Raw genomic sequence first — 14,836 nt, 5'->3', positions numbered from 1 at the left:
TCTTCTCTCTATAATTTTAGTTAGTAGTAGCTACTGGGGTTGTTGTTTTATGTGTTTCAACAACTTTGCGAATTTCGTTAACTTTTTCTGAAGTACGATTTAAGAAAAAGCTAGGATAAACGCCCATAAAAACAATTAATATTACTATTGGGACTAAAATAATTTTTTCACGTAAATTTAAGTCTTGTAAATGTCGGTTCTTTTCATTAGTAATTTCACCAAATACTACCCTTTGAACCATCCAGAGCATATAAATAGCTGAAAGAATTACACCTGTAGTAGCAAAAGCTGCAAAAGCTCTAGAGTAAGTAGAATTAAATGTACCAATCAAGATTAAAAATTCACCAACAAAACCATTTAATAAAGGAAGTCCTATAGAACTAAAAGCAATAATTAAAAATAAGGTAGCAAAAAGAGGCATTGGAGTAGCAAGTCCTCCAAAGTCTGCAATTTGTCTAGTGTGACGACGCTCATAAACCATACCAACAATTAAAAATAATGCTCCTGATGAAACACCATGATTAAGCATTTGATATAGTGAACCTTGCATTCCCATTTCGGTAAAAGCAAACATTCCTAACATTACAAAACCTAAGTGACTAACTGATGAATAAGCAATTAACTTTTTCATATCAGGTTGCACCATTGCCACTAAAGCTCCATAAATAATTCCAATTACAGCTAGAATCATAATAGGAACAGCAAATTGATGTGCAGCTTCAGGGAACATTGGCAAGTTAAATCTCATAAAACCATAAGTTCCCATCTTAAGTAAAACTCCAGCTAGAATTACTGACCCTGCTGTTGGTGCTTCTACGTGTGCATCTGGAAGCCAAGTATGGAATGGGAAAAGAGGAACTTTGATCGCAAAAGCTAGCCCAAAGGCTGCAAACATCCAAAATTGTTGTGTAGGAGTTAGGAAATTATATTGAGCTAAATTTTGGGTAATAGTAACCATATCAAAAGTAGCTTTTGCTCCACCTGCTTGATTTTCTCCATGTATTAGGTAAAGAGCAATAATAGCTACTAACATTAGTAAGCTGCCTACCATTGTATAAAGAACAAATTTAATAGCAGCATAAATACGGCGTTCTCCACCCCAAACACCTATTAGGAAATACATTGGTACAAGCATTACTTCCCAAAACAGGTAGAAAACAATCATATCCATTGCTAAAAACACGCCTATCATTCCTGTTTCTAGCACTAGCATAAAAGCTAGATATTCTCTTACTTTGTCGTGAATAGCTGTCCAACCAGACAATATAGCTATAGGCATAAGAAAAGTAGTTAGTAGAACTAACCACAAACTTAGACCATCTACTTGTAAATGATAATTAATGCCTAAAGTTTCCACCCAAGGAACATTTACTATTAAAGCTGGGTCGTTATACCACCAAATTAAAGGTAAGGAAGCAAAAAAGGTGATAGAGGAAAAAAACAAAGCCATCTTTTTTAAGGTTTCTTCATTTTTACCAACAATTTGGTCATACATCAGCATTACAATTGTGCCAAGTAATGGGAAGAATACTAATATATTAAGCAGATAAGGTTTTAAGGCATTCATAATTTTTTCCGCAATAAATTATTAACTACCGATTGACGACTACATAAAAAAACCAACCAATAACAAACACTGCCCCACCAAAAATAAAGGCAGCATAAAGGCGTGTTATACCTGGCTGTAAATAGCGTAGTCCACTACCAGTTAAATTTACTAATTTAGCAAGTCCATTAACACTACCATCAATAATTACAACATCAACAAATTTCCAAAGTCCTGTTGTAGAAATAGCTTTTAATGGATTGACAATAACTGCATCATAAATTTCATCAATAAAATATTTGTTTTCAAGGAAAGCAGGCATTTGCATTAAAGGTTTGCCTTTAAAGACGAGATAACCAATGCCAATTGCAACTAAAGCAACTATGGATGAAAGAATTGTAGAAACTAACTCTGCTCCATGGTCTTTTGCTAAAGCTTCCCCACCATTACCAGCAATTACTGGAACGCTTATTACTGGTTGAAGGAAAGCATAAAAGCTATGTGTATAATGGTGTAGTGAATGAGGGAGAAATTTTTCTGCTAGACCTTCTGGAACACCCATAAAACCACCAACTACAGAAAGAATAGCTAAAACAATTAAAGGAATTGTCATTGCTAAAGGTGATTCATGAGGATTTCCACCATGTCCGCCATGTGAATCATGCCCATGTTTATCATCATGAGCTTTATGATCGTCGTGTCCGCTATGACCGTGATCATCATGATGAGCATTTCTAAAGCGTTCCTCACCAAAAAAGGTGATAACCATCATACGGGTCATATAAATAGCTGTAATAGCAGCAGTTAGTAGACCTAGTAACCAAAGAATAGTGCCTAAACTACCTGGTAGAACAGTAGAACTTCTTACTTTCCAAAGAATTTCATCCTTACTAAAGAAACCTGAAAGTAAAGGAAAACCAGCAATTGCAAGTGTACCAGCACCCATTGTTGCAAAAGTAATTTTTAGATATTTACTTAAGCCGCCCATAGTACGCATATCTTCATTATGATGCATTGCGTGGATAACACTGCCTGAACCTAAAAAGAGTAAAGCTTTAAAGAAGGCGTGTGTAACAACGTGGAAAAATGCTGGGCCAAAAGCACCTGCACCACAAGCTAAAAACATATAACCAAGCTGTGAAACTGTAGAGTAGGCCAGGACTTTTTAATGTTCCATTGAGCAATACCTATTGTAGCGGCAAAAAAGGCTGTTAAAGCTCCAACAACAGCAACTATGGTTAGTGCCATTGGTGCTTTACCAAAAATCATATTGGAACGCACAATCATATAAACGCCTGCTGTAACCATTGTAGCAGCGTGAATTAGTGCAGAAACTGGTGTTGGGCCTGCCATTGCATCTGGAAGCCAGACGTAAAGAGGGATTTGCGCACTTTTTCCGGTTGCACCAATAAAAAGAAGTATTGCAATTGTTGTTAAACCACCAGCAAATAAAGCTGTGCTGGCAAGATCTTCAATGGGTTTATTAGCAGCTAAAGTAAATACGCTAGCAATACCAGTCTTATCAATAAAGCTAATAGTATTAAAGTGATAGAAGATTAACATTACACCTAAAGCAAAGCCAAAATCACCTATACGATTAACAATAAAAGCTTTCTTAGCAGCGTCATTAGCGTAATCTCTTAGGAAATAATAACCAATTAATAGATAAGAGCAAAGACCAACACCTTCCCAGCCAACAAACATCATTAAATAATTGTCTGCTAGCACTAGGGTAATCATCATAAACATAAACAGATTTAAGTAAGTAAAAAATCTGTAATAGCTATCTTCACCAGACATATAAGCCGTTGCAAAGATATGGATAAGAAGCCCTACACCAGTAACAAACAAAATCATTACACCTGAAAGGGGATCAAGCATAAAAGCAAAGTCTGCTCTAAATGCTCCTACTTGTATCCAGGTAAACAAAGTATCACTAATTCTACGTACCCCTGCTGAGTCAGGTTGTTGAGCAAGTAATTTTGCAAAAGCGGCAAAAGCGGCTATTGTAGAAACAGCGATTGATGAACATGCAATTAGTGCAATGATACGTTCAGAAAGGCGTTTACCAAATAAACCTAAAATGATAGCACCTAGAAGTGGCGCAAAAACTATTACTCTTAACATTTATAATGCCTCTATACTTTTTTTGGCAAAATTTCTAAAGCTTTAATAAATTTGCGTCGTCTGCATCCAAAGATTGACGATTACGAAGGACAGCAATGACTAAAGCCAATCCTACACCAGCTTCAGCAGCAGCAACAGTCATTACAATAAAGACAAATAGTTGACCTGAAATTTCTCTATAATAAGAAGAAAAAGCAATTAAGGTTAAATTTACTGCATTAAGCATTAACTCAATACACATAAAGATAGAAATAACATTTCGTTTAACAAAAACTCCTACAGCACCAATAGTAAAAAGCACTGCACTTAAAGCTAAATACCAGGAAAGCGGTACCATAAAAATATCTCTCCTTAATTCTCTTCTTTTTCATCATCTCGGCGAGCCAAAATTACTGAACCAACTATTGCAAGTAAAATTAGTATTGAAGTTAGCTCAAATGGCATTAAATAAGTAGTATACAGGCCATAACCTATACTTTGGCTATCCCCTATAGCAGGTTTATCAATACTAACTTTTGCTACTTTAGATAAGGTATAAAGAACTTCTATAGCTAGCACTAGCCCAAAAGGGACACCTAAAACCCAAAGATAGCGATGCTTATCTAAAACTTGAGCATCTTTGCGTATGTTAAGCAACATAATCACAAAGATAAACAAAACCATAATCGCACCTGCATAAACAATGATTTGAATAGCACCAAGAAATTGTGCTTGTAAGGAAACATAAAGCGCGGCAAGACAAGCAAATAAACCAATTAAGGAAAAAGCACTATAAAGTGGGCTACGTTGAATTACTACGCTTAAGGCTGCGCCTACTGATAAAACCGCTAAAACAAGGAAAAAAGCCTGTTCCATAATAATCCCTATTAATTAAAATAAAAGTAAAGCAAGTCCAGCTACCAAAACAACATTGGCTATAGCCACTGGAATCATAAATTTCCAACCAAACTTCATTAGCTGATCATAGCGAAAACGTGGCAAAGTGCCGCGTAGCCAAATATATAAAACCAAGAAAAATAAGACTTTTAAGGTAAAGTAAATTGGCCCAAGTAGGGGAAGTTCTTTTACAAATGGCCCGTGCCAACCGCCTAAAAATAGTAAAGTAGCCATTGAAGATGCTGTCACCATATTGGCATATTCAGCAATAAAGAATATAGCAAATTTCATAGAACTATATTCTGTGTGAAAACCTGCGACTAGCTCAGTTTCTGCTTCTGGTAAGTCAAAAGGTACACGATTAGTTTCTGCAATAGCAGCAATCAAAAATAATAAAAATCCTATAGGTTGAGTCAATATATTCCACTTAGGTATAATGCCGCCCCAAGTATTCATTTGCTCTTTAACAATTTGTGTTAAATCTAAAGATCCGCTAAAAACTACTACTCCAACAACAGCTAAACTCATAGCTAATTCATAGCTAATCATTTGTGCTGAAGATCTCAAACCACCCATTAAAGAATATTTATTATTGGATGACCAACCTGCTAGAACAATTCCATAAATTCCCATGCTGGTTAAGGCAAAGACTACAAGTAAACTTACATCTACTTTCGTAATATAAAGTCCTATTTCACGAGTATAACCCCAAAGGCTAACAGTTACACTTTCACCAAAAGGAATTACAGCAACTGTTGTTAAAGCAGGAATTAAGGCAACCATTGGAGCTAAAATATAGAGTGCGCGATCTGCTTCATGAGGAATTATTTCTTCCTTAAAGAAGAATTTAATTCCATCAGCTAAAGGTTGAAGAAGTCCAAATGGGCCAACTCTGTTAGGGCCTAAACGCATTTGGATAAAACCTAGTAGCCGACGCTCTAATAAAACAATATAGGCTAAGGCTGTCATCAAGATAAAAAATACTATGCCTATTTTGACTGACCATTCAATTAATAGAGCTATGTCCATAATAATATCCTGAGAAAGTAAGTTGCTTTCCTAACAAAATACTAAAAATTTAACTGAACTCTTAAAAGATTTAGAGGAACTAATTTTGACAATGCAATAGGATAAGAGAAACTCTATTTATACTCAAGCTTTTGTTCCTAATTGTTAAGCAATCCTAGCCACAACAGCTTAAATATATTTTTTGGAGTATTTATAAATCCATGAGAGACAAAAATTTTTGGAGCTAATTAAACTTTTAATCCAATTCTGGTGTTTAACATCTATAGCTTTAAGCTAGAATCTAGTAAAATTAAAACGGTAAATACACTAGGTTATTTATCTAAACTATTTTCTTTGGAATAAAACAAAAGGGAAATAAATTAAATCTAGTATCTTAAATTTATTGAGTTATCAAAAGTAATAGTAATTGATTTATAAGATATTTAGGAAACAATTAAGGCATCTAGGTTGAAGATAGCAGAGTAAGTTTGTTAAACTGCTGATTTCTTAATTGTGTATCTAAAAAATTTTTATCAACATTATTTTAGCTTATGTTTGATACTGAGGAAGGTTAAAAATTATGCGAGGACTGATATTTAGTCTTTTAATTGTTTTTTTTAGCTTAGTTTTTATTAATCCTAACCAAGCTCTGGCCCAAAAACAATACTCCTAATATTAAAAATATTTTTCCTAAAAAAGTAACTGCTGGAGATAGCGAACTTCGCGTTAGAGTGGTGGGTAAAAGCAAATATAAAAAAGATTCTTCATTAATAGTTAATGGTAGCCCTGTAAATACTCAATTCCAAGAGGGAACTTTGATTGGCACTGTTCCAGCCAATTTAATTGCTCAACCAGGTACAATTACTATTGCTGTAATGTCCAAAGGAACAATATCAAATACTGATACTATTGATGTTGTTGCTGCTAGTGATGTAGTAATTACTGCAATTCGCCCTAGAATTGTTATTGCTAATGAAATTGCTACTAACTTTGGTGTAGAAATTCAAGGAAATAACTTTACTAGCAAATCAATTGTTAGAGTTGGTGGATTTAAGACCACTACACAAATTAGACGCAAAGGCGAACTTTCTTTTGCAATTGGAACAGTTGATCCTATTGAAACTACTTTTGTTGGTACATTGCCTGTTCAAATAGAAAATGGTGATGGAACTCTTTCTAACACTTTTAATATTACTATTGCCTCTCCTGGGCCAAATCTAACTGAGTTAGAACCAAGTAGTGCAGATCTTGGAGCAAAAACAACTAAAGTAAAAATTAAAGGTGGTAACTTTACTAAAGATAGTATTGTACTTGTTAATGGTCAATCTGTCCCAGTAACATTACAAAAAGGTAAAAAGAAAACTACTCAGCTTGAAGCAACTTTTGATGCAAGCTTATTTACTAAAGTAGGACAAATAACAGTAAAAGTAGTAACTCCTAATGTTGGTGACTCAGAAACTTTACTATTTGATGTCACACCTTCTGATAAAACCCCTTTAATTTATTCAATTGATCCCTCCAACATTGTTGCTGGTACAAAAGATGTAGAAATGATTGTTATAGGTGCAAACCTAGAAAACTTTAAAGAAGCTACATTTAATGGAATAAAAATTAAAAAAGATGATGTTACAGAATTAAGTAGACGTACTATAAGAATAGTTGTTAGAACTAAACAACTTGAAAGTCCAACTACATTAAATTTACAGCTTAGCACCAATAAAGGAACAACAAATATTGTCCCTTTAGTAGTAGAACCTGCTGGTACAGTTTCAACAATATTAGGTAGTTTTCCAGGTTTTACTGATGGCTCAGGAAAAGATGCTTTGCTAACTAATCCAAGCCAATTAGCAGTTGGGCCAGATGGAATGATTTATATTGCAGATCAAACCAATAACGCTATCCGAAGATTTAACCCAAGCTCAGGTCAACTTGTCACCATAGCAGGAGATCCTGATGGAATACCTGGTTATGTTGATACAGATGAAATAAATAAAAATAATCCTACAGTACGCTTTAGTAATCCTATTGGAATTGTTGTTACTCCTGATAACACTATTTATGTTACAGACTTTGGTAATGAAGCTATCAGAAGATTACGACCTAATAGTTCAGGTACTTTTACAGTTGACACAATTGCAGGTAAAAGTCGAATGGCAAGAAATGAAGATGGTACTAAAGAACGTGTAGGCGAAATGGGCTTTTTAGATGATATTCCTTCAAGAGCCGTCTTTTCTGGCCCTTATGGAATTGCAATAGATATGGACAAAAATCTATTAATATCTGACTCATTTAATAATGTAATTCGTAAAATTACCTTAGAAAATGGTGAGGCAACTTCTGTTTCTACAGTTTTAGGTAATGGTTTTCCTGGCCTTTCTGATGGAAATGGAAATAGCGTACAGTTTAACCGTCCATTAGGGTTAATAATGAGAAATAACACACTATTTGTTAGTGATTTTTCTAATAACTCAATTCGCCAAGTAGATATGTCTTCCAATCAAGTACAGGTATTTGTTGGCCTTCGTCGCCGCATTCAATCTAGCGCATTAAACCAAGTAAATGTTAATAGTCCTACTTTTGGAGATGGCAATAGATTTTTTGCAGTCCTAAAAGGCCCAATTTCATCTACTTTTGATATGGCTGGAAATCTTTATGTACTAGATTTTGATGGCAGCCGTATCCGTAGAGTTACGCCTGATGGAGTAGTTACAACGGTTATTGGTGGTGCTAGAGGTTTTGAAGACGGATCAGCACCAAAAGTAGCATTTCGTGATCCAAGATTTATGCTTATGATAGAAGATAAAGTCATTTTAGTAGTAGATTCAGGTAATCATAGAGTTCGCCGAGTCGTCTTACCTTAAATCTACCAGTAAATAATTCCTTCGGCCACCTTTTGGTGGCCTATTAACATTTTAAGAGCATTATTTTTTGTTTTTAGGAGCATTATTAATGAGTAGTTGCACAGTTTTAAGTAGCCAAAATGTTTTACTTAGTAAAATCTCTTCCCTACAAGCACGTATAGCAATTATTGGCTTAGGATATGTTGGCTTACCCTTAGCCGTAGAATTTGGTCAAGCTGGTTTTTCTGTATTAGGAATAGATACTAACCCAGAAAAAGTAGCAGAGTTAAACCAAGGTTTTTCTTATATTAAAGATATTGCTAGTGAAAAAGTCTCAACACTGGTTGAAAACCTGCTTTTTAGTGCTAGTACAAGTTTTGATGTTTTATCAGAATCAGATATTGTAATAATTTGTGTCCCTACACCTTTAAGTAAAACAAAAGAACCTGATATTTCTTATATTTTAGCTGCTGCTGAAGCTATCAAAACTCATTTGCACCCAGGACAATTAATAATGCTTGAAAGCACTACTTATCCTGGTACAACAGATGAAGTTTTATTGCCACTATTTGAGGAAACAGGCTTAAAAGTTGATCAGGATTTCTTCTTAGCATTTTCCCCAGAGCGAGTTGACCCAGGTAATCCTCAATTTCATACAGGTAATATTCCTAAAGTAGTTGGTGGAGTCTCGCAGCTTTCAACCGAAATTGCTGCTACGGTTTACCAAAAAGTAATTGGTAATGTTCACAAAGTATCTTCTGCTAAAGTAGCAGAAACAACTAAATTACTAGAAAACACTTTTCGTAGTGTTAACATTGGCCTAGTAAATGAAATTGCTATGTTATGCCATGCTTTAGGTGTAAATGTTTGGGAAGTAGTAGAAGCAGCCGCTACCAAACCCTTTGGTTTTATGCCCTTTTATCCTGGCCCCGGCATTGGCGGTCATTGTATTCCACTAGATCCTATTTACTTATCTTGGAAAGCTCGTATGCATGGCTTTGAAGCTAGGTTTATTTCCTTAGCAGAAGAAATTAATTCTAATATGCCAAGTCATGTTGTTGAAATAGTTTCAGATGCCTTAAATAAACATCGTAAACCTCTAAATGGGTCAAAAATATTAGTTTTAGGTGTTGCCTATAAACGAAATATTGATGATGTTAGAGAATCACCAGCCTTAGAAATTCTGCAAAAGTTGCATCAAAAAGGCTCTATTATTGCTTATAGTGACCCATATGTGCCTTCTTTAGTTTTAGAAAATGACCTTGTTATTGAAAGCGTAGAAATAGATCGTACTGTATTAACCTACTCTGATGCAGTAATAATTGTTACAGATCACAGCGATTTTAATTATCAATTTATAGTCGATCATGCCCCATTAATAATTGATACTCGAAATGCTACACGTTATGTAACAGAAAATTTAGATAAAGTTATCAAATTATAAAACTTACAAACCAAATTTTATTGACAAGGAAAATTTATGAATATCGCAATTATTGGAACAGGCTATGTTGGTTTAGTGACAGGAGCTTGTTTTGCTGAGTTTGGAGTTAATGTTACTTGTGTTGACAAAGACGAAAACAAAATAAATAGATTAATGGCTGGTGAACCAACTATTTATGAACCTGGACTAGATGTAGTTATTAATAAAGGTTTTAAGGAAGGCCGCTTAAGCTTTACTACAAATTTAGCAGAAGCAGTAAAAAAATCTTTAGTAATCTTTATTGCTGTTGGTACTCCTGCGCGTGAAGATGGCGATGCAGACCTCTCCCAAGTTGCCGAAGTAGCAGCAGAAATTGGTAAACATCTAAACGGTTATAAAGTAATTGTCACCAAAAGCACTGTTCCAGCAGGTACAGGAGCTTTAGTTAAAAGAATAATTACAGAAAACTCTCAATCAGAAAGTCATTTCTCTGTTGCTTCTAACCCTGAATTTTTACGTGAAGGTGCTGCTATTGAAGACTTTATGCACCCTGACCGAATTGTAATTGGCTGCTCTGACCCACAAGCAGTTGCAATTCTAAAAGATTTATACAGCCCACTTTACTTAATTGATATTCCGTTTGTAATAACTAGCATAGAAACAGCAGAATTAATTAAGTATGCTTCTAATGCGTTTTTAGCTACTAAAATTTCTTTTATTAATGAAATTGCTATGCTTTGTGACCGTTTAGGTTGTGATGTTTATAATGTTGCCCGTGCTATGGGTTTAGATAAACGTATTGGCCCAGAATTTCTTCATCCTGGCCCAGGTTTTGGAGGCTCTTGTTTTCCTAAAGATACTCGTGCTTTGCTACATTTAGCTAATCGTGTAGAGTGCGATTTCAAAATTGTCCGTTCTGTAATCGAAGTTAATGAACGTCAAAAAGATTTAATGGTAAGTAAAATTAAAACCATGCTTGGCAATCCTAAAGATAAAACTATTGGAGTTTTAGGATTAGCTTTTAAACCTAATACTAATGACATCAGAGAATCCCCTAGCATTGCAGTTGTAAATGAACTTTTAGAACTAGGTGTTAATGTCAAAGCTAATGACCCTGTAGCAATGAGCGAGGCGGCTACTTTACTTCCAAAAGTTAAGTTTTGCAATGATGCCTATGAAACTGCAACTGATGCAGATCTACTAGTTTTTCTTACAGAATGGAACCAATACCGCAAACTTGACCTAGAAAAAGTTAAACTATTGATGAAACAGCCTGCAATTGCTGATTTACGCAATATTTATGATCCCAACTATATCCGCAAATTAGGCTTTGATTATGTTGGTGTAGGTCGTTAAAGAAAGCCATCTAAAACTAGAAATCACCTATTATAAAAGCTCTTTGATTTCTAGTTTTAATGCTTTTAGAGATGAACTTATCTCTTTAATAAATAAAACTAAGGAAATAGTTAAAGAAATAAGGCTAAGTACAAAAAAAATTGTTATTATAATGTTAATATGTAGCCCTAATGTGGAGGCAGAAAATAGAGCTATTATTAATAAAGAAACAAAAAATATACTAGTAATAGCAAAACTAATAGAAAACATTAGTATTTTTGAACGCTTATAAAGTATTCCTATTTGAGCTTTTAAGTTATTTACATCATCTGTAGCAATATTTTTCTCCTCAATCTCCCTTGCTAAAGCCCTAGCGCGATCCGTAGTTCTAGCAAATCGATTTGTCATAGAAAGTACTAATAACCCAACACCTGAAACTAAAACTACAGGAGAAATTGCAGTTTGTAGTATTTTTGTAACTTCATTTATTTCAATTATTTGCATAATTTGTCTTTTCTCAATATTTTACTATTTTGCAGACGACCCATTTTAACATATATAACTTAAACAACAATCTAATAAACTTAAGTGTATTTGCAGTATTTACTTAACGTAAGTTTGAAATAAGAAAAATGGGCTGTAATCTCCTTGTTAAAAAGTAGATAATAAACAAAATAGCCAGACTAGTTTTAGTCTGGCTATTTTAAGTTAAGAAACCCAGTAAAACTTATTAGAAGCGGAAGCGCATCTGCATTTCAATTCGTCTTGCTTCACTAGCAAAATTAGCAGTCCCAAAAATTGGTGAACCTAGAGAACCTGTAAAACCCCCTAAGTTAGTACGATTAAATAAATTAGAGGCTCTAAATGTAAGTACCATATTAAAGCGTTTATTACCATCTCCTGCATCACCAAATCCACCTGGGCCACGTCCACCGCCACCACGTCCACCACCCGGGCCTCCACGACCTGCCACACCACCAAAACCACCTGCAACTGGGCCTCCACCGCCACTAACTTGAGTATTTGCATCAGCTTGCTTAGTACCAAAGCTAAAAGTGCGACTTAAAGACAAGTTTAAGGATGCAAAACCTGGCCCATCACCTAAATTTGGTGTGATAATTTGCTCACCATGTCTAGGGTTTGGGTTAAAAGTGCCAAATTCTGTTGTAATACTGCCAGGTGTTCCTGGTGCAACTAAAGAGGGGCGATCAGTAAAACGAGTATCCCCATTATTGTCTCGCCCAGTGGTAATATCAAATGGACGACCTGAACGAATTATTAAAAAAGGATTGACTCTAATTCCATAAGGTGCGGTGATTGTACTACCTAAAAATACTTGATGGCTTACTTGTAAAGAACTTCTTCCATATTCAGGAGCTAGATTAAAACTATTAGCAGGAAAATCATTTGCTCCATTTGCATCAGTATCAGCTTTTGTATAAGCATAACTAGAAAAGAAACTAACCCGCCCTAATCGACGTGAAAGTCCAACTCGTAGTTGGTGCATTTTAGAAATCCCACTTGCTTCATAAAGATAAATATCTCCAATATTTCCTAGTGGGCGAATGCCTGACCCAGGAATACCAGTAAAAGTGCCTGGCAACGGCGCGTTTATATTACGTGAGCGTAAAAGATGATTACCACGAGCAAATAAGTAATTTACCGTTGTAACTAATTGATAAGGAAGTTGTTGTTCCACTCCTAAAGCAAATTGCATTACATAAGGAGATTCCAAATTAGGCTCAATTTGACGGCGAATAGGTCTTAATGCTGTCAAACTAGAAAGATCAGGAATATTTGGAAAAAAGTCAGGATTAGTAGCGATAAATTGGGTAATATGATTTCCATCTAAGCGACGGGATTCTAAAGTAAAACCCTCACTAAACCGATCATAAAAAATGCCAAAACCTCCGCGAATTACAGTTGCTAGCTTGTTGGCTGAATTGTTGGCACCTGAACGAGGAGCATAAGCAACAGCAATGCGTGGAGCAAAATTATATTTTGCATTTAGATTTGTTTGTGCTTCATAACGTAGGCCCAAAGAAACCGTTAGATTTTGTTTTGCTTTCCATTCATCCTGTACAAAAAGCCCTACATCATATTGATTGACAGAAACAAAAGGATCTCCTGAATTAACAGAAAATTGAGAAGGACGATAACCAGGCAAACCCAATAAAGTACGGCGAAAATGCTCTAAACTAGTAATTGTCCCACCTACGGGTAATCCTGTAATTGGATCACGATTAACATCACCAGCAAAACTATAGCTTCCTCCAAAATTTTCTGTGTTGCTGGTAGTTATTCTAGTTCCACGAAGCCTTACACCTGTTTTTAAGGTATGAGTACTTAAGGCATAAGAAATATAATCTTGTAACTCAAAACTATCTTCTGTTCGACGATTAAGCCCTACTTGCGCACCTCCTCCAGAAAATGCCCCTAAAACATTAAGCGAAGGCGTGGAATTATCCCCTTGACTTGTAGATGATTGCCGAGTCATCTGCAAACGTATTTCATTAATGACTTTAGGACTAATAATTGTTGTGGCAGTAAAGTTTAGTACATTATTACGAATCGTGCTATCAAAACCGCGAGAATCTAAAGCAAAATTACCTATTCCTTGATTTTGTCTACTAATATCTGTAAAGCTATAACGTCCTACAAGAGTAGTCTTTTGATCTAGTTGATAATCTACACGAGTTGAAAAAGTAGTAAACCTTTGAGGAGTTAAGATTACATCAGAAAAAGGAACAGCAAAAAGGTTGTTATCTAAAATAGTGGCATTAATTGAAGTATTTTCGTCTGTTTCTCGACGTTCAAAATCCAAGAAAAATGAAGCTTTTTTAGGCTTAATTGCTCCAGATAAATTACCTCCAAAACGTCTTATTTGAAGCGGTGCGCGAAAAGGAGCAAAAGCATTGCGAGCATTAAGACTTTCATCATTAAAATTAAAGAAAGTTTCACCATGTAATTTATCAAGTCCAGGCTTAGTTAAAATTTCAATTCGCCCAAAACCAAGACGGTCATATTCAGCAGAAAAAGGATTAGAATTAATACGAATTTCCCTAATAGAGCCTTTTGGAGGAACACGAAGACCGTTAAAACCATCAACAAAAAGTTGCGCTCCATTTGGGCCAGCAGCCGGGCCTGCTAATTCTTGTAACGCGCTAGCTAGTTCATCTGGATCTTCTGGTAACGATTCTAAATCTTTTTCTTTTAATACTATTGCTGTAGCATTATTTTCTGAAGAAAGACTAACAGGAGAGCTAGAATCTACTGTAACTTGTTCTGTTACAGCAGCTACAGCAAGACGAACTTCTAAAGGTGTAAGAGAAGTATTTCCAACGCTAAAAGTTGAACTTTCATAAACAGTAAAGCCTGGTACATAAACAGTTAGAGTGTAAGTACCAAAATCAACTCTTGAAAATTCAAAGTCTCCTTTTTCAGAAGAAACAGTTTGAGTAGTTTTACCATTAACCTCAGTTAATGTAACTTCTGCACCAGCTAAACTTGCCCCAGATTCATCTAAAACCTGTCCTTTTAACTTAGTATTTTGCTTAGATTGTGCATAACTTGTGGAAACTAAACAAAAAGTAAGCCCAACCATACCAACTAACCTAGCAATTTCTAAACAGCAATTTAGGAAAAATTCTCTTTTCCATTTACTTAATTTTTTCATTTTTA

9 protein-coding genes and 1 pseudogene are annotated in these 14,836 nt (G+C 35.2%); 3 read left to right on the top strand and 7 right to left on the bottom strand.

What is annotated here, in order from left to right; all coding sequences use genetic code 11:
* Positions 1 to 16 precede the first annotated feature (16 nt).
* The 5 genes and pseudogenes from IPK14_17345 to nuoH form a co-directional block, all read right to left on the bottom strand.
* Positions 17 to 1,567 (bottom strand): NADH-quinone oxidoreductase subunit M, encoded by a 1,551-nt coding sequence (locus IPK14_17345; GenBank protein MBK7995078.1) that lies wholly within the window; start codon positions 1,565 to 1,567, stop codon positions 17 to 19.
* A 25-nt stretch (positions 1,568 to 1,592) separates the two neighbouring features.
* A pseudogene (gene nuoL, locus IPK14_17340) lies at positions 1,593 to 3,673 on the bottom strand (NADH-quinone oxidoreductase subunit L).
* A 34-nt stretch (positions 3,674 to 3,707) separates the two neighbouring features.
* Positions 3,708 to 4,010: an NADH-quinone oxidoreductase subunit NuoK gene (gene nuoK, locus IPK14_17335; GenBank protein ID MBK7995077.1), complete on the bottom strand. Its 303-nt coding sequence runs from the start codon at positions 4,008 to 4,010 to the stop codon at positions 3,708 to 3,710.
* A 14-nt stretch (positions 4,011 to 4,024) separates the two neighbouring features.
* The gene (locus IPK14_17330; protein MBK7995076.1) at positions 4,025 to 4,528 is read right to left on the bottom strand and encodes an NADH-quinone oxidoreductase subunit J; all 504 of its coding nucleotides are present in this window, start codon (positions 4,526 to 4,528) and stop codon (positions 4,025 to 4,027) included.
* Positions 4,529 to 4,543: 15 nt separating this feature from the next.
* Positions 4,544 to 5,578, bottom strand: coding sequence for an NADH-quinone oxidoreductase subunit NuoH (gene nuoH, locus IPK14_17325; GenBank protein ID MBK7995075.1), 1,035 nt, complete (start codon positions 5,576 to 5,578; stop codon positions 4,544 to 4,546).
* A 713-nt stretch (positions 5,579 to 6,291) separates the two neighbouring features.
* Between nuoH and IPK14_17320 the strand changes: the two genes are divergently transcribed.
* From IPK14_17320 to IPK14_17310, 3 genes are all read left to right on the top strand, one after another.
* A complete protein-coding gene (locus IPK14_17320) occupies positions 6,292 to 8,418 on the top strand; it encodes a hypothetical protein (GenBank protein ID MBK7995074.1) in 2,127 nt (708 codons plus the stop codon).
* An 88-nt stretch (positions 8,419 to 8,506) separates the two neighbouring features.
* Positions 8,507 to 9,841, top strand: a complete 1,335-nt coding sequence (locus tag IPK14_17315) for a nucleotide sugar dehydrogenase (protein MBK7995073.1) — start codon at positions 8,507 to 8,509, stop codon at positions 9,839 to 9,841.
* Between the two features lie 36 nt (positions 9,842 to 9,877).
* Entirely contained in the window at positions 9,878 to 11,176 is a 1,299-nt protein-coding gene (locus IPK14_17310; protein ID MBK7995072.1) for a UDP-glucose/GDP-mannose dehydrogenase family protein, read from the top strand.
* A gap of 30 nt (positions 11,177 to 11,206) precedes the next feature.
* On the opposite strand, the gene IPK14_17305 is transcribed toward IPK14_17310, so the two are convergent.
* Both IPK14_17305 and IPK14_17300 read right to left on the bottom strand, forming a co-directional pair.
* Positions 11,207 to 11,659 (bottom strand): DUF2721 domain-containing protein, encoded by a 453-nt coding sequence (locus tag IPK14_17305; GenBank protein MBK7995071.1) that lies wholly within the window; start codon positions 11,657 to 11,659, stop codon positions 11,207 to 11,209.
* Positions 11,660 to 11,885: 226 nt separating this feature from the next.
* A complete protein-coding gene (locus tag IPK14_17300; protein MBK7995070.1) occupies positions 11,886 to 14,831 on the bottom strand; it encodes a TonB-dependent receptor in 2,946 nt (981 codons plus the stop codon).
* Between the last annotated feature and the right edge of the window lie 5 nt (positions 14,832 to 14,836).

The sequence above is a fragment of the Blastocatellia bacterium genome (assembly GCA_016713405.1).
GTDB lineage: Bacteria > Acidobacteriota > Blastocatellia > Chloracidobacteriales > JADJPF01 > JADJPF01.
Note: the sequence above shows the minus strand (reverse complement) of the source record. Positions and strands in the feature narration are given on the sequence as shown.

Excerpts from the sequence above, each read along its gene's own strand:
- IPK14_17330 (MBK7995076.1), bottom strand. The coding sequence starts at position 4,528 with ATGGAACAGGCTTTTTTCCTTGTTTTAGCGGTTTTATCAGTAGGCGCA.
- nuoK (MBK7995077.1), bottom strand. The coding sequence starts at position 4,010 with ATGGTACCGCTTTCCTGGTATTTAGCTTTAAGTGCAGTGCTTTTTACT.
- IPK14_17315 (MBK7995073.1), top strand. The coding sequence starts at position 8,507 with ATGAGTAGTTGCACAGTTTTAAGTAGCCAAAATGTTTTACTTAGTAAA.
- IPK14_17305 (MBK7995071.1), bottom strand. The coding sequence starts at position 11,659 with ATGCAAATAATTGAAATAAATGAAGTTACAAAAATACTACAAACTGCA.
- IPK14_17345 (MBK7995078.1), bottom strand. The coding sequence starts at position 1,567 with ATGAATGCCTTAAAACCTTATCTGCTTAATATATTAGTATTCTTCCCA.
- IPK14_17300 (MBK7995070.1), bottom strand. The coding sequence starts at position 14,831 with ATGAAAAAATTAAGTAAATGGAAAAGAGAATTTTTCCTAAATTGCTGT.
- IPK14_17310 (MBK7995072.1), top strand. The coding sequence starts at position 9,878 with ATGAATATCGCAATTATTGGAACAGGCTATGTTGGTTTAGTGACAGGA.
- nuoH (MBK7995075.1), bottom strand. The coding sequence starts at position 5,578 with ATGGACATAGCTCTATTAATTGAATGGTCAGTCAAAATAGGCATAGTA.